Genomic DNA, 25,095 nt, shown 5'->3' on the forward strand with positions numbered 1-25,095 from the left:
ACCGTTGTGCTTATGACATCGAAAGACGCTGCGCTACCGTTCGTTCTCTCGCTCGATATTGGCACCTCTTCGGTGCGCGCATTCGTGTTTGATGCGCGGGGAAGGCGAATAAGCGGCATTGGTGCGCGCGAACCGCTGGCAGTGCGCGTGTCGTCCGATGGCGCTGCGGAGATCGATGCGGCGGAACTGTTCGATGCCGTGGCGCGGTGCCTCGATGGTGCGCTTGCGCAGTCGGTCGATCTTCTTCCGCCGAATGCCATCGCTGGCGTTGCCGTGACAACCCTGGCGCCCACCCTCGTGGCGCTCGACCGTGACGGCGTTCCACTGACACCGGTCTTTACCTATGCCGAGACGCGCTGCGCGCAGGACGCAGCCGCACTGCAAGCGCGTCTCGACGAACGCGAGATCCATCAGCGCACCGGGTGCCTCCTGCGCACCAGTTACTGGCCTGCGCAACTTGCCTGGCTGCGACGCACACGCCCGGCGGTCTTCCGCCAGGCTGCATTCTGGGCGACATTTGGCGACTACCTGGAGTTGCGCCTCTTCGGACGACGGCGTATCAGTTATTCCGTCGCTTCCTGGACCGGGCTGCTCGACCGGATGCTCCTGTCGTGGGATCTGCGATTGCTTGGCGAACTGGGGCTTCGCCCCGGACAGCTGGCGTCACTCGTGGATCGGGATGTTCCTATCCAGGGGCTGCTCCCTGAACATACGGCGCGCTGGGCGGAACTGGCAGACGTGCCGTGGTTTCCCGCCATTGGTGATGGCGCGGCCGCCAGTATCGGCAGCGGATGCAGCGGACCAACCCGCGCTGCGCTGACGGTTGGCACCACCGGAGCATTGCGCATCACGCTGCCAACTGTAGCGCATGTGCCCGCCGGTCTCTGGTGCTATCGCATTGATCGTCACCGCGCACTGCTTGGCGGCGCGACGAGTGAGGGCGGCAATGTCGTTGCCTGGCTGCGGGATACCCTGCGGATCGATGAAGACCCGGATGTGCTTGATCGGGCGCTGTCCGCGCTTCCGCCCGATGGTCACGGGTTGACCATCCTGCCGTTTTGGGCGGGCGAACGCAGCCCTGGCTGGAGTGGCGATGTTCGAGCTGCGATCACCGGTCTGTCGTTGGGAGTAACGGCGCTCGAAATCCTGCGCGCTGGCATGGAATCTGTCGCGTACCGGTTTGCACTGATTCTGGAGCAGATCGAGCAGGCTGGCGTCACCCCTTCGGCTTTTATCGCCGGAGGTGGCGCACTGCTGGCGTCGCCCGCCTGGATGCAGATCATTGCCGACGTACTTGGGCGACCGCTCATCATCGCCGCAGAACCCGAAGTCAGCGCCAGAGGCGCGGCAATCCTGGCGCTCGATGCGCTCGGAGTGGCAGTGGATGAGCGCGACACTGCAACAGGCGCTGTTGGTTTTGTCCCCAACCCCGACAATTACAGCCGCTATCGCGCCGCAATCGCTCGCCAGCAGGCGCTGTACCGGCGGATGATCTAACAGATAGAGATTGAGAATTATAGCGGTTCTCAGATACGTTGACCCCTGTCCGGGTCTGCCGTGCCGTGCGAGGCGCCCGTTTCCGGCAGAGCGTAGACCGAAATTCATTTCGGTCACCGTGTTGGTCGCGCGATTCTGGGAGTGTTCAACCCTGTCCAATTGGTTCAACCTCTGTGGGAACTGCTATAAATCCGGTATGCGCCTCTTGCCGTCGGGCTAAAGCCCTCGGCTATCCAGGGCGAAGCCCGCCTGCGCGGGCTATAGCGGATTATTTCTATAAAGACCATATCAGGCATCCCCTGGGAGCGCGGGCGTCTCGCCCGCCAACGTCCAGATCAGACCGACGGTTATGCAGGCTTCCCCTATACCCCATCATGGCCAGCACTGCGCTGTCTCGATGATAGCAGCGAACAGCGCCGCCCACAATGCAGGCTGACGGCGCTCAGCCAGCGCCGTCAGCCACGGCATCAGCGCTACAAGATCGCGGAGCAGTGCCGGGCGCCCGTTTTGTGCCAGGACACGCAGGGTCGGCGGGAATTGATCATCGAGCACGAGACAGTCAGCCAGATGGGGACCCAGTGCCGCCAGCGCCTTCGCCCGCGCCTCTGCATCCGCGATGTCCCGTGCTGCCGCCAGCGCCTCGCCCAGCAACTCCGGCGGCAGGTAGGGGGGCAGCGCCGCCAGCGCCTCTGCCCGTACATCCGAGCGCCATTTCAAACCTCCGAACTTCTTCCGCTGCAACCTGATCACCGGCATGCTCGAACGCCTGTCCACTCAATGAGAAGCAGGTTCTGGCTCGATCATGCTCATCCAGAGCGGCATAAATTTCTCCCAGACCACGATAAGCGCATCCCAGACACATGGCGTCGTTTGCCTGCTGTGCCATATCCAGCGAACGGTGCATTATGGTGAGAGCCTGTGCTGTATCTCCCAATTTCAGAAGAATATGTCCCTGTTCATAGAGATTCGCCGCAAAGCCAGCGAAGTCGTCAGGAAGGTGCGATACACGAAAATCATATTCTTTCTGAAACATGGTCTGAGCTTCGCAGAAGTTGCCCGCCATTCGCTCGACAACGCCCTGTTGATGCAGAACGATAGCCTGCCATTGGAGATCGTGCGCATCTTGCACGACACGATACAGATTCGTATATATCTCGCGCGCCTGATCGAATTTGTTCTGGAAGCAGCAGGTGAACGCCAGTCCGTGGGCTGCCTGTTTGTATTGCTCATACCGGGAGACCGGATATTTCGCTAAAGCCAGTGCGTAGAAGCGCCCGGCTTCATCGTACCTGCCGCTATCGAAGGCGAGAAACGCCTGGTAAAACAAGGGGTCCATTGGAAGAACAACTCCAGTGTCTATGTGTCTATCGCGCTGCCCGACGTTCCGGCATCGACAGCAGCACGCCTTCAAGCGCGAGTTGTGGGTTGACATTATCGCGCAAACGCTGCGCCGCCAGGTTGATGCTCGCAACAAAGGCATGCAGGTCGGGAAGGGCATACTGAGTCGCCACTGCTGCCAGATCATCACGGCGGTCAATATGGACGACCGCCTGTGGACAACCGGCAGCCGTCAACAACACATCACGCCACCAGCTCTGCCACAAGTCGAGCATCTCGAACACTGCCGCCTGCTCACCGGCACGGTATGCTTTTGCGCGCTCTTCCGCCCAGCGCAGCCTGGCTGCCAGCGGTTGGTCGGTAAGGGCAAGGAGTTCGCTGAACTGTTCCTGGCGCGCTGCCAGTTGGTTGGGGTCTGCAACCATGCGGAGCGCCCATCCGATCCGTCCGCCGCTCCACGCCGCCAGGAGTTCGGCATCTTCGGCGGCAAGATTGCACTGTTGGCGCAGCGCGGCAGCCACCTGCGCCCGCGGCAACGGACGCAACCGCAGCAACTGGCAGCGTGAAACCACCGTCGGCAGCAGGCTGCCCGCCGTATGCGCTACCAGAATGAGCGTCGCATACGGCGGCGGCTCTTCCAGCGTCTTCAGCATCGCATTCGACGCCGCCTCGCTCAACTTTTCGGCATCGTGCAGAATAAAAACGCGCCGCCGTCCTTCATAGGGCTTCAGCATCATATCGCGCTGCCATTCGCGCACCGTGTCGATCTTGACCTCTTTCTGGCGGGCAGCTTCGTCGGCTTTGGCGCCCGCAGCCTGCATCGCCATCCCGGTCAGGCGTACATCCGGGTGATTGCCACGTTCGATCCGCTGGCAAGAGCGGCAACGCAGGCAGGGATCGGGCGTCCCCTGTTCGCAGTTAAGCGCCTGCGCCAGGCGTAACGCCAGCAACGCTTTCCCCACTCCCTCCGGACCGCCAATCAGATACGCATGCGCAATGCGGTTTCCGGCTATCGAGCGTCGCAGGAATTCGACTGCCCATTCGTGCCCGATGATGCCCCAGTTTTCCGGCTGTGCATTCATGGTGTGACAATCCGTATCTTTTTGTTGTTCGAGCCGATTATAACTCTGTAGAAACGTTGTGATCTGCGAGGATGTAGATAGTGCGCTCCACCATTCTGATCATCGACAATGAACCGGAGCACCGTGATATTCTGGCTCGATTGCTTCGATCATACGGGTACGCGGTCATCGAAGCGACCCCTTCCAGCGCATTCGACCAGGCTTCCGTCAGACGACCCGATCTGATTCTCTGTTCGCTCTCTCTTCCAGGTCAACTCCTTTGGGAAACGGCACGACAACTACGCACCCTTCCTGAACTTACGACGGTTCCCGTGCTCGGTTCGACCGTCTATACCACACTCATCAAGCGTTCGTCAGCACAGGCGATTGGTTGCATCGATTATGTTGAAAAACCGTTCGATCTGGACAGGCTGGTTGAGCGTGTGACAGCTCTGTTGTCGGCTGCGCCGATGTCGGCATAGCACGCATGAATTACAGCATTTCTCAGATACGTTGACATCGTTCCTATCTGCGGCGTCGCACGAGGCGCCCGCTTCCGGCAGAGTGTAGACCGAAATTATGGTCTTTGAATAAATAATCCGGTGTAGCCCGCGCAGGCGGGCTTCGCCTTGCATAGCCGAGGGCTTCAGCCCCACGGCTCGTTCGGTATAGCGGATTAAATTCTCAATCTCCATCATTTCGGTCGCCGCGTGGGGCGCGATGGTAATTGTGGTCGTCCGAGGCGTGTTCAACCCTGTCCAACAGGTTTAACCTCTGTGAGAACTGCTAAATGGCGCAACGGCGCTGTTCTCTATGCGCTGATCCTGAAGACTCACTGGATATAATCCGCTCGCTGCAACACCAGGACGCTGTTGATCCCGCCAAAGCCAAACGAATTCGACATTGCGATTCGGATGGCGGCGGGCCGCCCGTGCTGCGGAACGTAATCAAGGTCGCACTGCGGGTCAGGATTCGTCAGGTTGATTGTTGGCGGGATGAACTGATGCTGCATCGCAAGGAGGGTTGCCGCCGCCTCCACCACGCCAGCGGCGCTCGTCAGGTGCCCGATCATCGACTTGGTGGCGCTGATAGGTACGCTGGAGGCATACTCGCCAAAGGCGGTCTTGATCGCCAGCGTTTCGGCAACGTCGCCGGTCGGCGTACCGGTGGCATGAGCATTGATGTAATCAACCTGCTGCGGTGTGATCCGCGCTCGCGCCATGGCGCGCACGATTGCGCGCGCTGCGCCATCGCCGTTTGGATGTGGCGCAGTTACGTGGTGCGCATCACAGGTTGACGCATAGCCGATGATCTCGGCATAGATGCGGGCGCCGCGTCGTCGCGCATGGGCAAGCGACTCAAGCACCAGCACGCCCGCCCCCTCGCCGAGCACGAAGCCATCACGTTCGGCATCGAACGGGCGAGATGCCCCCGCCGGGTCGTGGTTGCGCGTCGAGAGCGCACGGATCGCACCAAAACTGGCGAGGGTCAGGCGGCAGATCGGCGCTTCGGTTCCGCCTGCCAGCATCACCGTGGCATCGCCGCGCCGGATGACTTCGGCAGCTTCGCCGATGGCCTGCGCACTCGCAGCACAGGCGGTGGCGATGGTCGTGTTGTACCCCATCAATCCGAGGTGGATGGCAACCTGGCACGACGGCATGTTGGGCAGGGCGCTGGTGATGTAGAACGGGCTGATCCGTGACGCGCCACGCTCGAAGAGAATCTTCGCCGCCGCTTCGGTGTCAGGCGGCGACGTGCTGCCACAGGCGATCAACGCGCCGGTATCGTACCGGTTGCTGTCATCGATCGTGAACCGGGCGTCATCGAGCGCCATGCGCGCCGCAGCAATGGCGAACTGTGTTCCGCGTGAGACGCGCCGCGCCTCTTTTGCGTCCATGTAATCGCGCGCGTCGAAATTGCGCACCTCAGCAGCAATCGTGGTGGTGGCATCACCCGGATCGCACAGTGTGATCGGACCGACGCCGCTGCGTCCTTCCGCCAGCCCCTGCCAGAACGTCTCCAGATCGTTGCCGAGTGGCGTGACCACCCCGATACCGGTGACAACCACGCGACTGTCTTCATTTCCCTGATCGATCAGGGCAGGTTGCGGTTGCAGCGCTGGCTCGTCCTCGAACACCTCCGCCAGCAGTTGATCGATACGCAGCGCAAGCGTCTCGTGATCGGCGAGCGTTGCGCTTTCGGTCAATGCTGCAAGAATGCGTTCACGCACCTGCACGCGCCGTGACGGCGTGTTGTGAGAGACAGGCGACATTGCGCTCGCTCCTCTCTGTACAATACTGGAACAAAACACTATTATAATCGTCCTGCAGCGACAAGCGCCAGTACAATCGATCCGGCCATAATACGATAGATGCCAAACGCCACAAAACTGTGATTGGCGACATAGCGCAGCAACCAGTCAATGCTCAGCCACGCCACAATCAGTGAGACCACCAGCCCCAGGAAGAGCCGTCCCACGTCTCCCGGAGTCACCTGTTCCAGGCTGGTCAGCAGATCGACGACCGTTGCCGCGCCGAGCGTCGGAATCGCCAGGTAGAACGAAAACGTCGTCGCTGCCCGTCGGTCGAGACCGACGACCATTCCGCCGATGATTGACGCCGCCGAACGCGAGACCCCCGGCGTCAGCGCCAGGACCTGGGCGATACCGATGCCAAGCGCCTGGCGGAGTGATAATCGGGTGGCATCGTGGACAGTCGCAGTGCGCCGGGGCAATCGCTCGACGATGATCAGGACGATGCCGCCGACGATCAGGGCTGTGCCGATGACCACCGGCGAAAAGAGCACTGCCTTGATCCATCCGTGCAGCGCAAGTCCGATGATCGCTGCCGGAAGGAATGCGACACCGATTGCGATCCAGAATCGTCGCGTGTGCGGATCGCGCGGCGCCATACGCGCCTGGCGGAGCAGGTCGGACGCATAGTACCCCACGACAGCAAGAACCGCGCCGAGCTGAATGAAAATCTCGAAGGTTCCTCCGATGCTCCCCTCGAAACTCAGCAGGTTCGACACAATCAGCAGATGACCTGTCGATGAGATCGGGAGAAACTCGGTCAATCCCTCAACGATGCCCAGCACCGCGGCTTTCCACCAGTCGCTGGCGGTCGGAACCGCGATCAATAGCGCGATTCCGAGCAATGCCAGGGCAACCAGCATCAGCACGAAAGTTTTGCGCGAACGCGCTTGATCGACCGGTGCAAGTTCAGAAGAGTGCATGCAGCTTTCGCTTTCCAAATGATTCGAAGTGGTGTTTGACCCTGCGATCAACCAGTATTAGCGCAACCGGGCGTATCAGTGTGTACCGGTGCATTATACCAGACGTAGTGGAACGTTCGAGATTGGCGGGGTCGCGGTAGCGCATTTGGGTGACACAGCATTGATCTCCACATGCGCGTTATGGGGCAATTCGACCGCGTAATGACATTTGACACTCGTCTTGCGCCATCCTGGAAGCAAGAGATCGCGCGGAACGAGGTGAAAGATATGCTATTTGAGTGGACAGAGCCGAAAATCCGCTTGCGTAGAATAAAGAAGTGGTATACAATAGTTGAAGGAGTAATCAGATCTCAATCCTCTCCTTGATTGCTTATCATTTGCCCGTCAGGGATTTTCATTCAGTGTCTGGCAGAACTATAGAAAGGATGCCGCTATGCCCAAGGTTCGCAAACTCACAAAGGAAGAGGTACTCGTCCTCGAAAACAAAGGTAAAGGCATGAGAGCGCTGATCGCGGCAGAGTACGATCAATTTCTGGAAGACTATACCATCGGCGATTATGGTGAGGTGGAGCTTGAACCGGACGAAAGGCGCACAACCGTCCGTAATCGCCTGCGTGCTGCCGCAAGACGCCGGGGGTTCGACATTCTGTTCTTCCGCACGCGCGGATCGACAATTCCATTCAAAATCGTTGAACTGATTCCAGAGGCGCTCGAACCGTCGGCTTCTGTTGCATCTTCTACAAACCTGGCATCGGAAGGACTTCCTCGTAGAAGACCGGGGCGACCGCGCAAGTACCCGATTAGTGTATCAAACACCTAGTTGCAGCGCATCGGCTCTGCGGCCTGATGTTCAATACGTGCGTATTCTTCGAGAAAAAGCCTGGCAATCGCTGCACTGCGGATGATTGCCAGGTTTTCATCATTCGTGTTTTCTGCGTTGTCGGTGAAGTTGTATGAACCGGTGATGACGGTGTGGTTGTCGATGATCATCACCTTGTGGTGCATGATGTAGCAGTTGCCGTCTTCTCGAACGTCAATCCCCCGCTCACGCAAAAGTGCGAATACTGACCCTGTTCCTCCGGCGTTGCGTTTTTCGATGACTCCCTCGACATGTACTCCGCGTGCTGCTGCATCGATCAATGCGTCTGCGATCGGCGCCGAGGTGAACGAAAATGCCATGAAGATGAGGGTGCTGCGGGTCTGTTCGATCTGTTCGAGAATAAAGGGGAGCGCTTTGTCTTGTGGCGAGAAGTAGATTTCGATCATCCCATTGTCGATGCGTGTTGCGGAACGCAGCACATCGCTGCGTTTAGCGGTTCCGAAGGCGCCTGCGTGCATCTGATCGAATTCACGCCGGTAAGCGGCAGCGATTTGCCGACTTTTGATGCGTATCGCGTTGTTGTTGTTGCGAAATGTGCAGTTTTCGGTCAGATTCCACGAACCAGTCCATACAATAGCATCGTCGATCACAACAAACTTATTGTGCATAAATGGCGCCCGCCGGTCGAATGTGATCGGAACCTGTCGGTCTTGCAGGCGCCCGGTGAGCATGGCAACCGCCGGGTCGACCAGGTTTTCGCTGTCGATGACGGCGCGCACGGCAACGCCGCGACGCCTGGCCTGGATCAGTGCATCGATCAGTTGCGGCAGGTCGAGGTCGAAGGCAGCCACGTCAACCGAAGTGCGGGCATAGGCGATGTCGTCGATCAGTCCGTGCAGCACCGGCGATGCGGCGCGTCGGTTGGGGGCGTCCGGGTAGCGTAACGTCGGTGTGGTGAAAAATACGCGCACCTGATCGGTGGCGGTGCGGTCGTCAGATCGGGGCGGTTCGACGGAACCGGGCGTTGTCAGTACGTAGCATACACCCAGGATCAGCAACGCCAGAAGGACCTGCCATACCTCAAAACGTCGCCTGCAGCGGCGCCCATCCCCGCAGAATTGGGCGTTGGCGTGTTTTGCCCCACGCTTGTTCCGTGTTTCGCTTTGATCGCAGAACATAGAGTCCCCGGTGCAGGAGGTTGCGCGCTGCGTTGCGATAATAGTTTATGACCAACCCGCATCGCAGGCATCTGTGGGTGTGGTCCATAACGTTTCTTAAACCGCGCACGTCCTCGCCGCGATACGCCTGTGACACTCCGCTGAGCGCGCATTTGCCAGGCAATGTTCAACGCCCAACCTTCAACCTTCAACCTTCAACCTTCAACCTTCAACCTTCAACGCTGATAGACCGCTTCCAGGCGGGGAATGATCGCTTTCCAGTCGTACTCCGCACGTGCCAGTCGCCGTCCGGCAGCGCCGAGTATTCGCCTTAACGCCGGATCATCCAGCAGACGCACGACAGCATCGGCGAACTGCTGCGGCGTGTCTGCCAGCAGGCAGTGGACGCCGTCGCGCAACCCGGCGATCCCTTCAACTCCCAGGGTTGTGCTGACAACCGGCGCTTCGAGTGCGAATGCTTCGAGCACTTTCAGGCGTATGCCGCCGCCAATCCTCATGGGCACGATGTAGACCGCAGCGCCAGCCAGGAATGGGCGCACATCGCTGACTTCACCGGTCAGAATGAGCCGTCCCTGTTCGGCGAGGCGGCGCAGGATCGGCGCGGGGCGCCGCCCGACGACGAGCAGTTGGACGTCGGGGCGTCGGGCGTGAATGCGGGGCAGGACTGCTTCGATGAACCAGACGATCGCGTCGATATTGGGACGAAAATCGAGCGTTCCGCTGAATACCATCACCGGTGCTGCATACGACAGCGGCGTCCGATGATCGCCGGTGAGCGTCTCCCGGCTGAAGAATGTGGTGTCCACGCCGTTCGGCACGACTGCACGACACGTTCCGCCGAGACGTTCCAGCGCTTTACGATCCTCTTCTGAAACGACAATGACGGCATCGCATATCTGCAGGATGCGGCGTTCGTAGTGCGCCAGTTTGATCCACTGGATCAACGAATAGACGCCGCCTGCGCCGCGACGCACCGGGTCGGCGAGCGTGAATGCAGCGCGCAGATCGGTGATTGCTGCGCGCTTCTGAAGCACATATTCGGCGTTGAACTGATCGAGCGCCAGCAACGGTCGCTGGACGATCGACGATGACGCCCCGGCGTTGCGCGCCAGTTCGATGAGATACGACGCCATCTCGATACTTTCTGCCTGGACGATGTCAACGTGCTCGCGTGCAACCAGGTCGCAGAGGAGGGCGCGGAAGGCAGGTGATGCGTTCCGTAGCGCCATATCGGGGAACGGCGATGCCAGGGTCGTCCACGCGCGCCGGAGCAACGAGCGTGGCGCAGGACCGCGCACTGTGATCAACCGGCACAGGTCGCGCAATGGCGCGAGCGCCTGTTCTGCCGCAGCATCGGGCACGAAGGTGAGGCACGTCAGGGAATGGCGCTGCGCCAGACCGCGGATGATCTGGTATATGCGCATTGCACCGCCACCGCGCGGCGGGTATGGCGGATACGGGGAGAGCAGCAGAATCTTCATGCATCCGCTCAGAGCGCGCCGATCACCCATGGCGCGGCGAGCGTCCAGAGACGCGGCAGGAAGATGATCACCCCGACCACGACGGCGCCAATGGCGGTCAGCAGCACGGTACCGGCAGCCACATCCTTGGCGATTTTAGCAAGCGGATGAAAGCCGGGCGTCACCAGATCGACAACCGCCTCGACGGCAGTATTCACCCCCTCGGCAGCCAGCACCAGCGTGATGGTCAGCGCCAGCGCCAGCCATTCGCCGCGTTCGATGTTGAACAGAAAACCGAGGATGATCGCTACACTTCCGACTGCCACGTGGATCTGCGCATTCCCCTGGGTGCGCAACAGATGTCCAAGCCCTGCGAAAGCGAATGGAAAGGATCGCAGGCGCTTGCGCACCCAGCCAACCGTCTGATTGCGCCGCATCGCCTCGACGTGCAGACGATGGGAGCGATAATCAACGACAACCGGGCGATCAGTCGAAGGTTGGTGATTGGTCGCCATGATCACTCCTCACGGCTCAATCCAAGCGCACGCAGGATCTCCTCCTCGCGTGCGCGCATATCGGCTTCGTCGGCTGGACTTCGTTCGTGATCGTAGCCCAAGAGGTGGAGCATGCCGTGTACTACCAGAAACGCAAGTTCTCGTTCGCGCGAATGACCATACTCTGCTGCCTGGGCAACGACCCGCTCCCACGAGATCGCAATATCTCCCAGATAGCGCGGCGCATCGGGAGGACGGACAAATGCGCTGTCGTCGTCCGCTTCGGCGAAGGAAAGCACATCGGTCGGCGCATCGACGCCGCGGTATGCCTGATTCAATCGCTGCAACCCGGCGTCATCGGTGATCAGGATGCCGACTTCCACCGGTCCTGCAACCTGTTCCATCTGCAACGTGCATTCGACAGCCTGTTCGATCAGTGCGCTATCGACATACGCCGCATACGGAGGAACAACCTGGATATCGACGGTTCTCTCAGAATCGCTCATACGAACACGACACCTGGCTCGACGACAAAAACAATGCTATTGTAGCGCAGAGTCGCCGGTGTGCAACTGTCAGATTCTTTCGTATATGCGCACGTTCCGGGCGACACAATGCTCTTCTCTATCGACTCCACCGCAAAAACGCATCGCCGAGACGCCGGGCGCGCAGAGGTTTCCATCAATCGCTCGCGCGTCCGCTTGTACGTGACTCACGATGTGCAATCGCTCACGACTGCCAGTCGGATGACGCAACAGTTTTCGGCGTATAGTCGACTCGCGGATGATAAATGCCCTGGAGCGTGGTGATAAATGCCTGGCGAATACGCGCCAGATCGCTCAGCGTCAGCGGGCATTCATCGAGTTGACCGCTCCGTACCCGTTCATCGATAATCGCGGTCACCAGTTCCTCAAGGGTCTTCCCCTGTTCACGCGATCGGGCATCGCCATTGTTCCCTTCGCGGTTGGAAATCACGCTGCCAGCCTGAAATTTTGAGCGCACCGTCGCTTCGACGGTATCGGCGAGCATCATGATCCCCTGTTCACGGGTGCGCGGACGTGGACCGGGGTAACGATAATCCTCAATGTTGACCGTATCGTGCTGCTGGAGCGCGCGCTGGTAGAAATATTTGATCACGCTGGTGCCGTGGTGGGTGCTGATAAAATCGACAATCTGCGATGGCAGACCGGCGGCGATAGCCATTTTTCGCCCCTCACGCACATGGTCAGCAATGATCTGGGCGCTGGTCAGCGGATCGAGTTCATCGTGGACATTCTCGCGATCGCTCTGATTGTCGGTAAAGAAAAATGGGCGGATTGTTTTTCCGATATCGTGGTAGTACGATGCGACCCGCAGCAGAAGGGCATCGGCGCCGATCGCTTCGGCAGCGCTTTCTGCCAGATTGCCAACCGCGACGCTGTGATAGTACGTTCCAGGCGCTTCGCGGATCAGGCGGCGCAGCAGTGGTTGCGCCGGATGCGCCAGTTCCATCAGACGGAGCGGAGTCACGATGCCAGCGATCTGTCCGGTCAGGTTATACAGCCCCAGCGCCAGAATTGCCGAGAGTGCGCCGTTGATTCCGCTGACTGCCAGGATTGCCATCGCCTGATCCAGAACTGGCAACGCACCGCCAATCAGATGAAAGGCGAACTGAGCCAGGGCGGTGACGAAAAAAATAGTCACGCCGCTGATAAAGAACAGCAGCGAGCGTTCACCGCGTCCAATCAGGAATGCTCCAGTAATGCTTCCCAGAAAGAGGATCAGAGCAGTCGCCAGTTGCTTATCGCTCAAACTGGCGATAATGACACTCAGTATTCCCACGCTCATAAGCGATAGCCCGACGTTGAACAGGGCTGCCAGCAGCAACGCGATCAACGCCAGCGGGAATGCATAGGTCCACTGAATGCCAAATGGGATGACCAGTCGCGCAGCAATGACCGTCAATGCCATCAGGCTGAACACGAGCAGCAATGGTCGAGTTTCTTTGAGCGTCTCGTGTTGAGCGACTGCCACATATGCGCCAAAGATGCCAGCGATCAGCAACGCCAGTAGCGCCTTGCCCCCCAGCGCCATCCAGTTGGTTTTGGTTCGCAGCGCGCCCAGCGCTTCGAGTTTCTCCAGAACATCAGGGGTCACCACATCACCCTGGCGCACAATGCTCTCACCCTCCAGAATCCGGACAGTCACCGGACGCACTGCCTCACGTACTTCCTGTTTGCGGCGCTGAGTTGCTTCTTCGTCGATAAACTGGTTGGTTTTCAGGAACGAACCGCTGAACAGTGCGATCAACTCTGCCTGTGCTTCCGTCTCTGCCTGGAGGGAAGCCCAGTATGGCAGCGAGAACGAGCGCAGTTCGGCGATCTTCTGATCGTTGAGCATGTACCTGTTTTCGCTCAGCGCCCGGTCGTACAGTTCAAGCGAGAGGGAGCTGATCAACGCCCATGACTCGTCGGTCTGACCGGCAATGGCGCTTGCCAGTTCGGGTGAGATGATCAGCGTACTGTTCGGCAGGCTGGTCAGGCGCTCGCGTTCCTGCGCCTTGGTCAGCGTCGGATCGTCACGGATCTGGGTGATGGTCTGCAACAGGTTCTTGAGTTCGGCGCGTTGCTGAATAGGGATGCTCATATCGCGCGAGTAAACGACCGTGTCGGCGGAACTCTCGGCGCGCGCGCGTTCCTGCTCGGTGCGCCACTCGCTCTCATAGGTGACGGTGCGATCCGCCTGAATATCGCGCGGACTCGGTCGCCCAAGTTGCAAGTCTGGGGCAATAACCGGTTGCCATGCCAGCGCTGACCAGATAACCAGCGCAAGCCCCAGGCTCAACCCGACAGTCAGGCGTCGCCAGGTGCGCTCCGGCGATCGCTGCGCCGATCCATCCCCAGAGGATGCTGGCTGATCGGTCGATCGTTGAAACCAGCGTACCATGTTCATGCTGAAGGTGAGCCTTCGCGTTGGAGCGCCCGGTTACTGCGCCTGGCTCAAAAGTTCACGCGCAACCTGGTTGATCAGGCGACCATCGGCGCGACCTTTGAGACGTTGCATTAACACCGGCATCACTTTGCTCATATCGGCAGGACCGGTTGCGCCAATCTCATGGATGATCGCCTGGACCATGGGACGCAACTCTTCCGCCGAAAGTTGCTGTGGCAGGTACGACTGAAGGATAGCCGCTTCCGCTTCCTCTTTTTCTGCCAGATCGATACGCCCGCCTTTGCGGTAGAGTTCGGCGGCTTCGCGCCGGCGCTTGACCTCTTTCGCCAGCGTTTCCTGCTCCGCCGCCTCGGTCAGAGTCTGGTCGCGGTCGATAGCTGCCAGCGCAGCAGCATCAGCCGACTCGCCCCCGGCTGCATCAAAGGCAGCCTTCACCTGCGCCATTTGCGCCTTCTTCAATGCATCGATTGCCATCCGGATCGTATCCACGCGCAACCGGTCGCCGCTCTTCATGGCTGTTTTGAGATCGTTTTGCAATTGTTCGAGCAATGCCATAGCCATTCTCCGCAGGATTGGCGCGTTCAACCTACAGCGCGACGCGCCGTGGATGCACACGCAACTTCTCCGCCGTGACAATCGCCTGGATCTGCGCCACTGCTTCATCCAGGCGGTCGGCGCGATTGATCACAATATAATCGAACGCTTCAAGCGCCTCCATTTCGCGTTGCGCCACGCTCAGGCGGCGGTCGATCTCCGCACTGCTCTCCGTGCGGCGCTGCTCGAGGCGTGTACGGAGTTCGTCCATACTTCCCGGCGCCACAAAGATCAGCACCGAATCGGGCGCCAGGCGGCGCACCGTTGCGGCGCCCTGGACATCGAGCCGCAGCACCACATCACGCCCTGAAGCCAGCGCATCGCGCACCTCGAATGCTGGAATTCCTTTGTAGTGCCCGTAGACCCGCGCCCACTCGATCAACTCGCCCTGACTGATCATCTCGCGGAAGCGCTCGGTTGTGACGAAATGATAATCGTACCCATTCCGTTCCCCCTCGCGCATCGGGCGGTCGGTGGCGGTGACCACAAAATGGAACGGTACCTTCAGTTCACGCATCCGGTTCAGGATGGAGTCTTTGCCAACGCCAGACGGACCGGAGATGACGATCAGGAGCGGGTACGCTGGCAGACCGTCGAGTAACGGGTTGCGATCAACGACGGGCATATTCCTCCTTTGGCGTTGCTGCGTGCTATAATCGTGTGTGCGATGTATTTCGATGCGTTGACGCTTGCCGCCGTTGTCGATGAGTTACGCGCCACTCTTGTCGGTGGTCGTGTCCAGCATGTCCTGTTGCCGGGAGAGTTGAGCGTCGCTCTCGAAATCTACGCCGGTCGGCGCTATTATCTCGTACTTTCCGCCCATCCGCAATTCGCGCGCGTTCACCTCAGCCCGGTGCGCATCTCGCGTGGCACGGATGCGACGCCGCCACTGCTGCTGTTGCTGCGCAAGTATGTCAATCGTGGTCGGATCACCGCTATCGAGCAACCGGATCTGGAGCGTGTGTTGCTGCTAAGTATAGCCAAACGGCCGCTCCTGCGCAACTCTGATGACGAACCTGAACTCGATAGCGATGATGAGGATCGACCAGACACCACATCACCGGAGAATGAAACACTCCGGTGCGAATTGATTGTTGAAATCATGGAACGCCGCAGTAATATCGTGCTGGTGGGCGACGATAACGTGATTCTGGCGGCAGCACGGCATGTGACGCCACGTATGAGCCGGCGTCCGGTGTTGCCGCGTGAACCATACGAACTGCCGCCGCCCCAGTCCAGGCACGATCCGCGCCAGACGACAGCAGTCGAGATGCGCGCTGCCGTGCCGGATGGTCAACCCGATCTGGCGCGCGCGCTGGTGAGCGCCTACCGTGGGCTGTCGCCGCTTGCTGCGCGTGAGGTGGTCTATCGTGTGATGGGGCGCACCATTGTGCCAACCGGCGCCGATCTGCCATGGGAAGCGCTTGCCGGTGCGTTGCGGCAGTTGTGTCAGCCTCCCTGGACGCCGCATATTGTGATTGATGATGGCGAACCGGTCGCATTCGCGCCATACGAACTGACCCATCTGCCGGGGGCGCGTCCCTGTCCATCGATGAGCGCTGCGCTGGACGCATACTATGCAACGCGCGAGCGCCTTACCGCCCATCATCAACGGCGCGACGCTCTGCGTGAGCGGTTGAACGCCATGCGTGAGCGTCTGGAGCGGCAACGTTCCGCCCTCCGCGCCGAACTGGAGCGCGCTTCCGATCTTGAGCGGTTGCGCTGGGAAGGAGAAATGATCTTTGCGTTCCTTCACGAACTGGCGCCAGGACAGGATCATCTGGAGGTGGACGGGCGACGTATCGCGCTCGATCCGCGCAAGTCGCCGGTCGAGTGTGCGCAGGATCGTTTCCGCGCCTATGAGAAAGCCAAAGGTGCGCTTGCTGGCGTTCCCGAACGATTGCGCGCCGTCGAGTTGCGTCTGGCAGGTCTGGATGAAACGCTGGCGCTACTGGAACTGGCGGAAGGATACGACGCTATCGAGGCAATTGCACGTGAGGCAGAGGCGGAAGGCTATCTCGGACCTGAAACAGGTCGCACCCGCAAGCGTCCTGATCGCCCTGCGCCGCCGTTACGCCTCGAATCAAGCGACGGCTTGACCATCTATGTTGGACGCACTGCACAGCAGAACGAACATGTCACCTTTCGCCTCGGCGCACCTGATGATCTCTGGCTGCACGTGCGCGGCGCACCTGGTGCGCACGTGATTATCAAAGCCGGTCAGCGTGACGTCCCGGAGCGCACCATCGAAGAAGCAGCAGCGCTGGCAGCGTACTACAGCAGTCAGCGCGCCTCTGCCAGCGTCGAGGTTGAAATTGCACGGCGACGCCACGTGCGGAAAGTGCGTGGCGGACCGCAGGGCCTGGTGACCTATCAGGCCGAGCGGGCAGTGCGTGTGACGCCACGCCCGCCGTGGTAGGGCGCGAGAAACAAGAAAGCGTCCGCGATACTGCGGACGCCAGAGAACAAAAGAAACAATTGCGCGACGACAACCACACCTGCTTACGAGGTGGGCCAGCGATCAAGAATACGTTGATACCACAGACCGCTTACAGTTTGCCCCATCACAGCCACAATACCGATCACGACCAGCGCAATGAGTGCCAGCAAGAGCGAGTATTCTACCAATCCCTGTCCTTCGTTGTACAGAAGACGCCATGTGTGTACGCGCGCCACAAGTCGGCAGAGCGCATCATCGATGGCAGCGTACCATGACGAGTGCTGCCGTTCCATACGTTCTCACCTCCTTTACGGTCATGTAGAGTCTGATGTTCGAGGTAGTGACAGCGGGTGGTCACGAATGAGCAAGAACTTGCGCCGCTGACCCGAGAACTGCGAACGCCGCCACCGACGGCACACCCTGTCGTTAAGATTATATCAACCCCTGCAATAGCCCGACAGTACCTGTAACACCGGTACCATCGTTCGTGGTATGCAGATGGATCATTGTTCTGCGATGTCTGTTTCGAGCTTACAGAAATATCACCTGTAACCGTTCTCCGTATAATAGAGCCGTTTCTTATAGTTATGACTCCACTGCAAAAAGGGCATGTCACCGCAGAGACGCAGCGTTCGCAGCGGTGGCTTCCGTATCACGTCACGCACCCGTATGCTTCGCTGTGCATCCATCATAGTTCTTTTTTACTCTCTGTGCGCCTGGCGTCTCAGCGGTGCGTTTTTGCAGCGAAGTCATAGTATCAAACTTCGGAAATACGTATCGCTATGACCAATCTTCCTTCAGTACGCCCGCTTCGCATTGATGATGATCTCGTGGCTGCGGCGCTCGCCGCCGTTTGCCTGTATCTGGAAGCGGAGCAGGCGGACGCTATCGAAGAGGCGCCATCGCGCAGTTCATGGCAAACGGCGGCGCTGATCGCAGCGCAGGGAGGGACGCCCGCGCGCAGCGGCATCGCCGCTGCCTGGAGAACCGCCGACCGTGTCGGTCGCGCAGCGCACTGGAGCGCTGGCATTTTGGGGATGTTCGATTGATTGTGCGCAGTGAGGGGCACTATGTTTGATACTGTTCTGGTCGCCAACCGTGGCGAGATTGCACTACGAGTGATGCGCGCCTGCAAGGAACTGGGGCTGCGCACGGTCGCAATTTACAGCGAAGCTGATCGGCATGCGCCACATGTGGCGTATGCGGATGCCGCCTACCTGGTAGGCCCGGCGTCTGCAGCGCAGAGTTATTTGAACATCGAGCGGATCATCGAAGTCGCGCGCGAGTCAGGCGCTGGCGCTGTGCATCCAGGGTACGGCTTTCTGGCGGAAAACCCATCGTTTGCGCGTGCAGTCACCCTTGCCGGTCTGGTGTTCATCGGTCCGCCGGCTGAGGTGATGGAACGTATGGGCGGGAAGGTGGCGGCGCGGCGTGAAGCCAGGGCGGCAGGGGTGCCGGTTGTCCCCGGAACGATGTACCCCGTTGGCACGCTCGAAGAGTTGCGCGCGTGCGCCCTTGAATACGGCTATCCGATCGCTATCAAAGCGGTTGCCGGCGGCGGCGGACGCGGGTTTCGCGTGGTGTTCGAGGAGAGCGAGTTGCGTCATGCGTTCGAGAGCGCACGCCGCGAGGCGGAGATCGGTTTCGGCAATGCGGATGTGTACGTCGAGAAGTATCTGACCGATCCGCGCCATATCGAAATCCAGGTGCTGGCGGATACATATGGAAACGTACTCCACCTTGGGGAGCGCGAATGCTCAATCCAGCGTCGCCATCAGAAACTGATCGAAGAAAGCCCTTCACCGGTGATCACGCCCGATGTGCGTCAACGCATGGGTGAATCGGCGGTGCGTCTTGCAAAACAGGTAGGCTACGTGAGCGCCGGCACGCTTGAGTTTATTTATCAGGACGGGGAGTTCTACTTCCTCGAAATGAACACCCGCATCCAGGTTGAGCACACGGTGACCGAGATGGTCACCGGCGTCGATCTGGTCAAGGCGCAGATCCGGATCGCCCGTGGCGAGCGGCTCTGGTTGACCCAGGATGATATTATGATCCGCGGGCACGCGATCGAATGCCGGATCAACGCGGAAGACCCCGCCAACAACTTTCGTCCGTCGCTTGGCACGCTCGTTGAGTACAGTGAACCCTACGGCTTTGGTGTGCGTGTCGACAGTGGCGTGCACAAAGGGTATACTATTCCGCAGCATTACGATTCATTGATCGCCAAGTTGATCTGCTGGGGAGATGACCGCGCTGAAGCCATTGCGCGTATGCGGCGTGCGCTGGCGGATTATCGCATCGTCGGCGTGGCGCATACTATTCCGTTCCATCTGGCGACCATGGCGCATCCGGTCTTTCAGGAGGGGAGAGCGACGATCAATTTCATTCCGCATCATCTCGCCGATCATCTCAGTACGCTGTCGCAGGGTCCGATCAGCACGGTATCAGTCGGCAGTGTGGTGAGCGGACCGGCGCGTATCTTCGAGGTGGAAGTCAACGGTCGGCTCTTTACCGTGCGAGTGGCGGAAGCTGAGACCCGGTCGGAACGGACTGAACGGCGTATCAGGCAGGATCGTGCGGCACACCGCGCCCTCCATCCCGTTGCTGATGGAGTTGCCAGTTCGTTGCAGGGCATTGTTTCGGCAGTGGTGGTATCCCCCGGTCAGGAGGTTGAGGCAGGTCAGGTCGTCTTTGTTATTGAGGCGATGAAAATGGAGAACGAAATTACTGCACCGCGCAAGGGGGTCATCGGCGAAGTGCGGGTGCAGGTCGGGCAGACGGTCGAACCCGGAACGGTTTTGGCAACGTACCGTGCCGCCGGGGAACTTGCAGCATCGTGAGAGACGTATGAACACGCCAGAACTCTTCGTCGCCAGCGTCACACCGTTTACCGCACCAGCGGGCGCTGTGGATCATGGGTGGATCGTCAGGCATCTGCGCTGGCTGGAAGCGCAGGGTGTCGATGGTGTCGTGCCCTGCGGCACCACCGGCGAGGGGCAATCGTTGAGCGTTGCCGAACGGATGGCAATCTTCGATACAGTGCTGCACCATCGCGGGCAGTTGCGGGTGTTTGCGGGGACGGGATGCGCCGCGTTGAGCGACACGATTGCGCTGACGCGCTATGCGATCGAGCGTGGCGCCGACGCAGCACTGGTGCTGCCGCCCTTCTATTTCAAGAACCTGAGCGATGATGGTTTGCTCGGCTACTATCGCGCTCTGTGCGATGCGTTGCCCTCAAGCGCGCGGTTAATCCTCTATCATATCCCGCCGATGAGCCAGATTCCAATCACGCCAGCGGTGATTGCAGGACTCTATCAAAGTCATCCGCACATGGTGTATGGTTTGAAGGATAGTGGCGGCGATCTCGCCTATCTATCGATGCTCCGGCAGCGCTTCCCGGAGTTGCGCGTGTATGTCGGCAGTGCGGCACTGCTGGCGCAGGCGCTCCGCGAGGGTGCAACCGGCGGCATCTTTGCGCTGAGCAACGTCTTTCCTCGCGAGATGCGCGCGGTGATGACAGCGCACCTCAGCGGAGGCGATGTCGAAACCGCTCAGCAACGGGTGACGGCGTTGAGCGCGGTGCTGAAACCATACGGGAATCCGCCAGCGCTCAAGGCGTTGCTGGCGTGTATGGCAGATTTCCCGCGCACATCGTCTCGTTTTCCGCTCGTTGATCTCACCGACGAACAGGCAGATGCACTCTGGGCGGCAGTCCGGTCGTTGTGAGCGTCTGTCTGGGGAGGCGGCGATTCTCACAGAGGTTGAACCCAACGGACGAAGTTGAACACTCCCAGAATTGCGCGCCTCACGCGGCTACCGAAATGAATGTCGGTCTACGGGAGAAATACGCCGAAATTTATTTCGGCATAGCGTCGTTCTCACAGAAGAGTGGATAATGCGATGCGCCCGGCGTCCAGGTGGCGCGTTTGTGATCTCCGAGAGAAATACGCCGAAATGTAGAGCAGTTCTCACAAAGGTTGAATCTATTGGACGAGGTTGAACACTCCTGGAAATGGCGCGACCCACGCGATGACCGAAATACATTTCGGTCTACACTCTGCTGGACGCGGGCGCCTCGCGCGACACGGCAGGCCCAGACCGGGGTCAACGTATCTGAGAACTGCTATAATCCGGTATTCGCTCTTGCCGTGGGGCTAAAGCCCTCGGCTATGGAATGCGAAGCCCGCCCGCGCGGGCTGGATTGACAGGCCGCGTCAGCGGCCTTCGTCCTGGTAGCCGAGCCCTTCAGGGCGACGGCTCAACCGTCGGGGTCAACCCCTCGGCTCTGCGGTGCGAAGCCCATCTGCACGGGCTATGCCGGATCAATTCTAAAAACTCATGAGCGGCGCTCAGCGTGAACTTCTTCCACACATGGCGAAGGGGAATTGGGCGAACTGCTGCCTGCGACGGAAGACAGAACACCATACCCTGATCTCACAAGCGGGATGACCGGCACTGCCGGTTGACGACCGTGTGGTAGATCTCCTCGATCTGGTGTGCTGCTCGCTCCCACGAGAGGTCACGCACCGCGCGTTCGCGCAGGCGTCGTCCCAGTTCCTGCGCCCATTCCGGTCTGTCGAGCGCGAGTTCGATACCAGCAGCCAGGTCCTCGACGCTGCCATAGGCGGCATAGATGCCGCAGTCCCCCAAAAACTCGCGCGCGACTGGCGTATCGAAGGCGACCACCGGCAACCCCATCGCCATATAATTGCCGATCTTCCCGTTTCCTTCGGTGCGGCTCATCTTTGGCGCCACCGCCACGTCGCCAAGCGCCAGATAGGCGTGCAGGTCACGGTAAAAGATGCGTCCTGGCAGCGTGACATGATCGCCGACGCCGAGCGACTCCGCATAAGCGCGATAACTGGCAGGATCAGGATGCCCCATGATCAGGAAATGCACATCTGCGCGATGTGAGGTCACAATCCGTGCTGCCTGGATAAGATGGTGGGTACCCTGGTATGGCGCCAGCAACCCGATATACACCACGATGCGGCGGTCTGCCGGAATGCCGAGTTGTCGCCGTAACTCGCAACGTTGCGCCTCCCACTCCGGCGACCCGTCGAACGGGCGGAAACGGTGAGTGTTGACGCTATCGATGACAGTGTAGAGCCTGTCGGGGTGAACAGAACCATCGCGGCGCAGCAGATTCGCTGCATTGGTCGTCGAGGTGATCACCGCATCAGCATTGCGGTTGATCCAGCGCTCCAATCGCGTCAACAGCGGAAACAGCGGGTTGGTGCGCTTGATGAACCCGTGATCGAGCATTTCGCTGGTCATGCTGCCCTGATAATCCAGGATGAGCGGAATGCCGATCAAGCGTTTCAGCGCCAGACCGATAAAGGCTGCCTCGTGGGTGTGGGCATGAATGATCGTTGGACGGATCTCCAGCGCGACGCGCAGGCTGCGCCATGCCAGACCGACATCCAGGTACAGTTTATGGCGCGACGAACCGACAACGGCGCGTCGGATCCAGGGAACGTCCCACGAGCGACGAATGTCGAGACCGGGCATATCGTCGCCGTTGTGGTACGTTGCCAGTACCAGGCGATGACCGAGTTGTTGAACGGCTTTCGCTTCCTCCCAGATGCGAACGTGGTTGCCGTAATCCGAAAAAAAACTGGTCGAAGCCAGCATCAGTATCGTGTAAGGCACAGATGATCCTGCTGATGTGCTCAGTGCGACAACGGCGCCGCGCATATGGAGTTGCGCAGATAGCCCGGCAGTTCGCCAATATGCGACAACTGCACATACCCGTCGGTTGCCGCCTCGTCGTCGGTCACCTTTTCGTGATCCCAGGTCAGGTGATACGGAATATAGACCGCTCGCCCGCCTGCTGCGATAACCGGTAGAATATCAGATTTCAGCGAATTGCCAACCATTAAGAACTCGTCTGGTCGGATGCCGAAGCGTGTCATAAGTGCTGTATACGTCGCTGGCGTCTTATCGCTCACGATCTCGATATGCTGAAAATACTCGGCGATGCCGGAGCGCGCAATTTTACTCTCCTGATCGAACAGGTCTCCCTTGGTAATGATCATCAATCGGTAGGTTTCGCGCAGCGACGCAATCGTTTCGCGCACGCCGGGCAGCAGTTCGACCGGTGCGCGCAGCATATCGCGCGCAAAGTCGATGATCTGATGAATCTCCTGTGCGCCAATTCGACCATCGGTCACCTCGATTGCGGTCTCGATCATGGAGAGGGTGAACCCTTTGATGCCATACCCGAAGAACTTCAGATTCCGCATCTCGGTTTCGTAGAGTCGACGGTCGATCGTTGCGACGTCCTGAAAGGGGGCAAGCAGGCGTTTGAACTTCTCCTGGGTTATGGAGTAGAGCGTCTCATTGTGCCACAATGTATCGTCGGCATCGAATGCGATGGTGGTGATCATAGGAACCAAGAACTGAGAACTGAGAACCGAGAAACGTTCAACCTTCAACCTTCAACCTCTTCCCTGCTCATATGCCTCTGCCAGCACCTCGACGACGTGGCGCACCCGCATCTTCGAGCCGCGTCGGCGCAGCCCGCTTTCGAGTTGCAGATGACAGCCGGGGTTGGCGGTCACGATGATGTCTGCACCGGTGGCTTCCGCGTGGTTCAATTTTCGTTCGCCGAGGCGGGTTGCCATTGCAGGTTGAGTCACGTTGTAGATACCTGCGGAGCCGCAGCAGAGTGACGACTCCTGCATTTCGCGCAGGGTCACGCCGGGAATGGCGCGGAGAAGCTTGCGCGGTTGGGCGCTGATGCGCTGCGCGTGCGCCAGATGGCAGGGTTCCTGGTAGGTCACCGTCAGGTTGAGCGGTCGCATATCGGCGGTATTCAGGTCGAGCACGGCGAGGAACTCGGTCACGTCCTTCACTTTTGCCGAAAAGCGATGAGCGCGTTCCGCCCAGTGTGGATCGTCGTGGAGCAGGTGACCGTACTCTTTGAGCGTCGAGCCGCACCCGGCGGCATTGACAATGATCGCATCGAGACCCAACCCCTCGAATGCCGTGATATTGCGTCGCGCCAGATCACGCGCGCCTGCCAGGTCGCCGCCGTGGGCGTGGAGCGCGCCGCAACATCCCTGCTCAGGCGGCAGGAAAACCGTGCAACCATTCTTGCGCAGTACCCTGATCGTGGCATCGTGCACATCGGCGAATGCCGTCGCCATAATGCAACCGGTCAGCAGTGCAACAACGAACCGTTCCTCTCCTTCCGCCGGGAGAACCTGTCCTTCCGGCACGGTGAAGCGATCGCTGATGGGTGGCAGGAGCGCCTCGGTCTCATCGAGTTTCAGCGCGCGGAGCAATCCGCTGCGCCGCGCCAGCATTTGCGCACCGCTCTTCTGATAGAGCCACATCAGGCGTGAGAAGAGGCGAAACAGCGGCGGACGACGGAAGAGCAGACCAAATGCGCCAAAGCGCAGCAGGCGCACAAGCCACGGATGCGGTGGAAGCCGTCCATCGCCCTTTGCCTGTTCAATCTGCGTCCGTGACGCCTCGAGGATCTGCCCGTACAGCACACCGCTCGGGCAGACAGCTTCGCATGCGCGGCAATTGAGACAGGCGCTCATCTGCTCCTGGAAGACCTCACTCTCCATACCGATGCGCCCGTCGGCGACGGCTTTCATCAGGTAGATGCGTCCACGCGGTGAAAACTGTTCAAGTCCGGTTTCGCGATAGGTCGGGCATGCCGGGAGACACAACCCGCAATGGACGCAAGAGTTGATAACTGTATCACTGGGAATGTCGGGACCGGCAAACGGCACTCTGGCAGTTATCTCGTGTTCGGCGATCATGGCGAGTCCGGATCAAGGCTTCAAATCTCTGGACGATACTGGAGCGACATCACTTCATCACTGGACGCCGCTCCTGGGGGGCAAACGCCCGTATGATACAACCGTCTTGCATCATGTGCAAACGGAGCGGGTGAGAAGATGAGGTTGTGCAGCAACGTCTCAATGGAGATTGAGCATTATTATTTCTTCAAAAACCATCAGGTTGTTCCGGCAGTTGGGGCAGAGGGATGTCCTGCGACGACCATTCGAAGCGTCGTCAATACTTCC

Annotated in this window: 22 protein-coding genes and 1 pseudogene; 7 read left to right on the plus strand and 16 right to left on the minus strand. The window is 59.6% G+C overall.

Going from position 1 to position 25,095, the window contains the following annotated elements; translation table 11 throughout:
- Window positions 1–12: 12 nt before the first annotated feature.
- Complete coding sequence (locus tag ROSERS_RS18480) at window positions 13–1,497, plus strand: gluconokinase (RefSeq protein WP_011958283.1); 1,485 nt, start codon at window positions 13–15, stop codon at window positions 1,495–1,497.
- Between the two features lie 372 nt (window positions 1,498–1,869).
- Here the strand turns inward: ROSERS_RS18480 and ROSERS_RS26205 are convergent, their stop codons facing one another.
- The 3 genes and pseudogenes from ROSERS_RS26205 to holB all read right to left on the minus strand — a co-directional run bounded on the left by ROSERS_RS26205 (window position 1,870) and on the right by holB (window position 3,917).
- Window positions 1,870–2,253 (minus strand): hypothetical protein, encoded by a 384-nt coding sequence (locus ROSERS_RS26205; RefSeq protein WP_011958284.1) that lies wholly within the window; start codon window positions 2,251–2,253, stop codon window positions 1,870–1,872.
- A gap of 85 nt (window positions 2,254–2,338) precedes the next feature.
- Window positions 2,339–2,977, minus strand: a pseudogene (locus ROSERS_RS25255) (tetratricopeptide repeat protein); the annotation flags it as partial.
- Entirely contained in the window at window positions 2,862–3,917 is a 1,056-nt protein-coding gene (gene holB / locus ROSERS_RS18495) for a DNA polymerase III subunit delta' (protein ID WP_011958285.1), read from the minus strand. The gene holB and the pseudogene ROSERS_RS25255, both read right to left, overlap by 116 nt.
- A gap of 80 nt (window positions 3,918–3,997) precedes the next feature.
- On the opposite strand from holB, the gene ROSERS_RS18500 reads away from it, so the two are divergent.
- Window positions 3,998–4,378: a response regulator gene (locus tag ROSERS_RS18500; protein ID WP_011958286.1), complete on the plus strand. Its 381-nt coding sequence runs from the start codon at window positions 3,998–4,000 to the stop codon at window positions 4,376–4,378.
- A 350-nt stretch (window positions 4,379–4,728) separates the two neighbouring features.
- Here the strand turns inward: ROSERS_RS18500 and fabF are convergent, their stop codons facing one another.
- Window positions 4,729–6,168 carry a beta-ketoacyl-ACP synthase II gene (fabF, locus tag ROSERS_RS18505; RefSeq protein WP_011958287.1) on the minus strand — a complete coding sequence of 480 codons (1,440 nt, stop codon included), beginning with the start codon at window positions 6,166–6,168 and terminating at the stop codon, window positions 4,729–4,731.
- 41 nt (window positions 6,169–6,209) lie between these two features.
- Window positions 6,210–7,070 carry an undecaprenyl-diphosphate phosphatase gene (locus tag ROSERS_RS18510; RefSeq protein ID WP_011958288.1) on the minus strand — a complete coding sequence of 287 codons (861 nt, stop codon included), beginning with the start codon at window positions 7,068–7,070 and terminating at the stop codon, window positions 6,210–6,212.
- 493 nt (window positions 7,071–7,563) lie between these two features.
- Between ROSERS_RS18510 and ROSERS_RS18515 the strand changes: the two genes are divergently transcribed.
- Window positions 7,564–7,950: a hypothetical protein gene (locus ROSERS_RS18515; protein ID WP_011958289.1), complete on the plus strand. Its 387-nt coding sequence runs from the start codon at window positions 7,564–7,566 to the stop codon at window positions 7,948–7,950.
- Here the strand turns inward: ROSERS_RS18515 and ROSERS_RS18520 are convergent.
- From ROSERS_RS18520 to ROSERS_RS18550, 7 genes are all read right to left on the minus strand, one after another.
- On the minus strand, window positions 7,947–9,008 hold the full coding sequence (locus ROSERS_RS18520; RefSeq protein WP_232282669.1) for a phospholipase D-like domain-containing protein: 1,062 nt from the start codon (window positions 9,006–9,008) through the stop codon (window positions 7,947–7,949). The two genes, ROSERS_RS18515 and ROSERS_RS18520, sit on opposite strands and share 4 nt — an antisense overlap.
- 335 nt (window positions 9,009–9,343) lie before the next feature.
- A complete protein-coding gene (locus ROSERS_RS18525; protein WP_011958291.1) occupies window positions 9,344–10,609 on the minus strand; it encodes a glycosyltransferase family 4 protein in 1,266 nt (421 codons plus the stop codon).
- 8 nt (window positions 10,610–10,617) lie between these two features.
- Entirely contained in the window at window positions 10,618–11,103 is a 486-nt protein-coding gene (locus tag ROSERS_RS18530) for a diacylglycerol kinase family protein (RefSeq protein ID WP_232282670.1), read from the minus strand.
- Window positions 11,104–11,105: 2 nt separating this feature from the next.
- Window positions 11,106–11,588 (minus strand): rRNA maturation RNase YbeY, encoded by a 483-nt coding sequence (ybeY, locus tag ROSERS_RS18535; RefSeq protein WP_011958293.1) that lies wholly within the window; start codon window positions 11,586–11,588, stop codon window positions 11,106–11,108.
- A gap of 223 nt (window positions 11,589–11,811) precedes the next feature.
- Complete coding sequence (locus ROSERS_RS18540) at window positions 11,812–14,013, minus strand: HD family phosphohydrolase (RefSeq protein WP_011958294.1); 2,202 nt, start codon at window positions 14,011–14,013, stop codon at window positions 11,812–11,814.
- A 33-nt stretch (window positions 14,014–14,046) separates the two neighbouring features.
- A complete protein-coding gene (locus ROSERS_RS18545) occupies window positions 14,047–14,568 on the minus strand; it encodes a GatB/YqeY domain-containing protein (RefSeq protein WP_011958295.1) in 522 nt (173 codons plus the stop codon).
- A gap of 31 nt (window positions 14,569–14,599) precedes the next feature.
- Window positions 14,600–15,232: a guanylate kinase gene (locus ROSERS_RS18550; RefSeq protein ID WP_011958296.1), complete on the minus strand. Its 633-nt coding sequence runs from the start codon at window positions 15,230–15,232 to the stop codon at window positions 14,600–14,602.
- Between the two features lie 42 nt (window positions 15,233–15,274).
- On the opposite strand from ROSERS_RS18550, the gene ROSERS_RS18555 reads away from it, so the two are divergent.
- A complete protein-coding gene (locus ROSERS_RS18555) occupies window positions 15,275–17,026 on the plus strand; it encodes an Rqc2 family fibronectin-binding protein (RefSeq protein ID WP_011958297.1) in 1,752 nt (583 codons plus the stop codon).
- A gap of 83 nt (window positions 17,027–17,109) precedes the next feature.
- On the opposite strand, the gene ROSERS_RS18560 is transcribed toward ROSERS_RS18555, so the two are convergent.
- On the minus strand, window positions 17,110–17,340 hold the full coding sequence (locus tag ROSERS_RS18560) for a hypothetical protein (RefSeq protein WP_011958298.1): 231 nt from the start codon (window positions 17,338–17,340) through the stop codon (window positions 17,110–17,112).
- A 489-nt stretch (window positions 17,341–17,829) separates the two neighbouring features.
- Between ROSERS_RS18560 and ROSERS_RS18565 the strand changes: the two genes are divergently transcribed.
- From ROSERS_RS18565 to ROSERS_RS18575, 3 genes are read left to right on the plus strand one after another with little or no spacing between them, the layout of a single operon-like run.
- A complete protein-coding gene (locus ROSERS_RS18565; protein WP_011958299.1) occupies window positions 17,830–18,096 on the plus strand; it encodes a hypothetical protein in 267 nt (88 codons plus the stop codon).
- Between the two features lie 21 nt (window positions 18,097–18,117).
- Entirely contained in the window at window positions 18,118–19,890 is a 1,773-nt protein-coding gene (gene accC, locus ROSERS_RS18570; RefSeq protein WP_011958300.1) for an acetyl-CoA carboxylase biotin carboxylase subunit, read from the plus strand.
- A gap of 7 nt (window positions 19,891–19,897) precedes the next feature.
- A complete protein-coding gene (locus ROSERS_RS18575; protein ID WP_011958301.1) occupies window positions 19,898–20,776 on the plus strand; it encodes a dihydrodipicolinate synthase family protein in 879 nt (292 codons plus the stop codon).
- A gap of 708 nt (window positions 20,777–21,484) precedes the next feature.
- On the opposite strand, the gene ROSERS_RS18580 is transcribed toward ROSERS_RS18575, so the two are convergent.
- Genes ROSERS_RS18580 through ROSERS_RS18590 form a run of 3 tightly spaced genes read right to left on the minus strand, consistent with a single transcriptional unit; the run spans window position 21,485 to window position 24,828 of the window.
- Complete coding sequence (locus ROSERS_RS18580; RefSeq protein ID WP_011958302.1) at window positions 21,485–22,702, minus strand: glycosyltransferase family 4 protein; 1,218 nt, start codon at window positions 22,700–22,702, stop codon at window positions 21,485–21,487.
- Between the two features lie 20 nt (window positions 22,703–22,722).
- Complete coding sequence (locus tag ROSERS_RS18585; RefSeq protein ID WP_011958303.1) at window positions 22,723–23,439, minus strand: HAD family hydrolase; 717 nt, start codon at window positions 23,437–23,439, stop codon at window positions 22,723–22,725.
- A gap of 51 nt (window positions 23,440–23,490) precedes the next feature.
- Complete coding sequence (locus ROSERS_RS18590; protein WP_011958304.1) at window positions 23,491–24,828, minus strand: (Fe-S)-binding protein; 1,338 nt, start codon at window positions 24,826–24,828, stop codon at window positions 23,491–23,493.
- Window positions 24,829–25,095: the final 267 nt, after the last annotated feature.

The sequence above is a fragment of the Roseiflexus sp. RS-1 genome, assembly GCF_000016665.1.
In the GTDB taxonomy this organism is placed as follows: Bacteria; Chloroflexota; Chloroflexia; order Chloroflexales; family Roseiflexaceae; genus Roseiflexus.

Coding starts and splice junctions, on each gene's coding strand:
- ROSERS_RS18480 (WP_011958283.1), top strand. CDS start 13: ATGACATCGAAAGACGCTGCGCTACCGTTCGTTCTCTCGCTCGATATT.
- ROSERS_RS26205 (WP_011958284.1), bottom strand. CDS start 2,253: ATGCCGGTGATCAGGTTGCAGCGGAAGAAGTTCGGAGGTTTGAAATGG.
- holB (WP_011958285.1), bottom strand. CDS start 3,917: ATGAATGCACAGCCGGAAAACTGGGGCATCATCGGGCACGAATGGGCA.
- fabF (WP_011958287.1), bottom strand. CDS start 6,168: ATGTCGCCTGTCTCTCACAACACGCCGTCACGGCGCGTGCAGGTGCGT.
- ROSERS_RS18510 (WP_011958288.1), bottom strand. CDS start 7,070: ATGCTGGTTGCCCTGGCATTGCTCGGAATCGCGCTATTGATCGCGGTT.
- ROSERS_RS18515 (WP_011958289.1), top strand. CDS start 7,564: ATGCCCAAGGTTCGCAAACTCACAAAGGAAGAGGTACTCGTCCTCGAA.
- ROSERS_RS18525 (WP_011958291.1), bottom strand. CDS start 10,609: ATGAAGATTCTGCTGCTCTCCCCGTATCCGCCATACCCGCCGCGCGGT.
- ROSERS_RS18530 (WP_232282670.1), bottom strand. CDS start 11,103: ATGGCGACCAATCACCAACCTTCGACTGATCGCCCGGTTGTCGTTGAT.
- ybeY (WP_011958293.1), bottom strand. CDS start 11,588: ATGAGCGATTCTGAGAGAACCGTCGATATCCAGGTTGTTCCTCCGTAT.
- ROSERS_RS18540 (WP_011958294.1), bottom strand. CDS start 14,013: ATGAACATGGTACGCTGGTTTCAACGATCGACCGATCAGCCAGCATCC.
- ROSERS_RS18545 (WP_011958295.1), bottom strand. CDS start 14,568: ATGGCATTGCTCGAACAATTGCAAAACGATCTCAAAACAGCCATGAAG.
- ROSERS_RS18550 (WP_011958296.1), bottom strand. CDS start 15,232: ATGCCCGTCGTTGATCGCAACCCGTTACTCGACGGTCTGCCAGCGTAC.
- ROSERS_RS18555 (WP_011958297.1), top strand. CDS start 15,275: ATGTATTTCGATGCGTTGACGCTTGCCGCCGTTGTCGATGAGTTACGC.
- ROSERS_RS18560 (WP_011958298.1), bottom strand. CDS start 17,340: ATGGAACGGCAGCACTCGTCATGGTACGCTGCCATCGATGATGCGCTC.
- ROSERS_RS18565 (WP_011958299.1), top strand. CDS start 17,830: ATGACCAATCTTCCTTCAGTACGCCCGCTTCGCATTGATGATGATCTC.
- accC (WP_011958300.1), top strand. CDS start 18,118: ATGTTTGATACTGTTCTGGTCGCCAACCGTGGCGAGATTGCACTACGA.
- ROSERS_RS18575 (WP_011958301.1), top strand. CDS start 19,898: ATGAACACGCCAGAACTCTTCGTCGCCAGCGTCACACCGTTTACCGCA.
- ROSERS_RS18585 (WP_011958303.1), bottom strand. CDS start 23,439: ATGATCACCACCATCGCATTCGATGCCGACGATACATTGTGGCACAAT.
- ROSERS_RS18590 (WP_011958304.1), bottom strand. CDS start 24,828: ATGATCGCCGAACACGAGATAACTGCCAGAGTGCCGTTTGCCGGTCCC.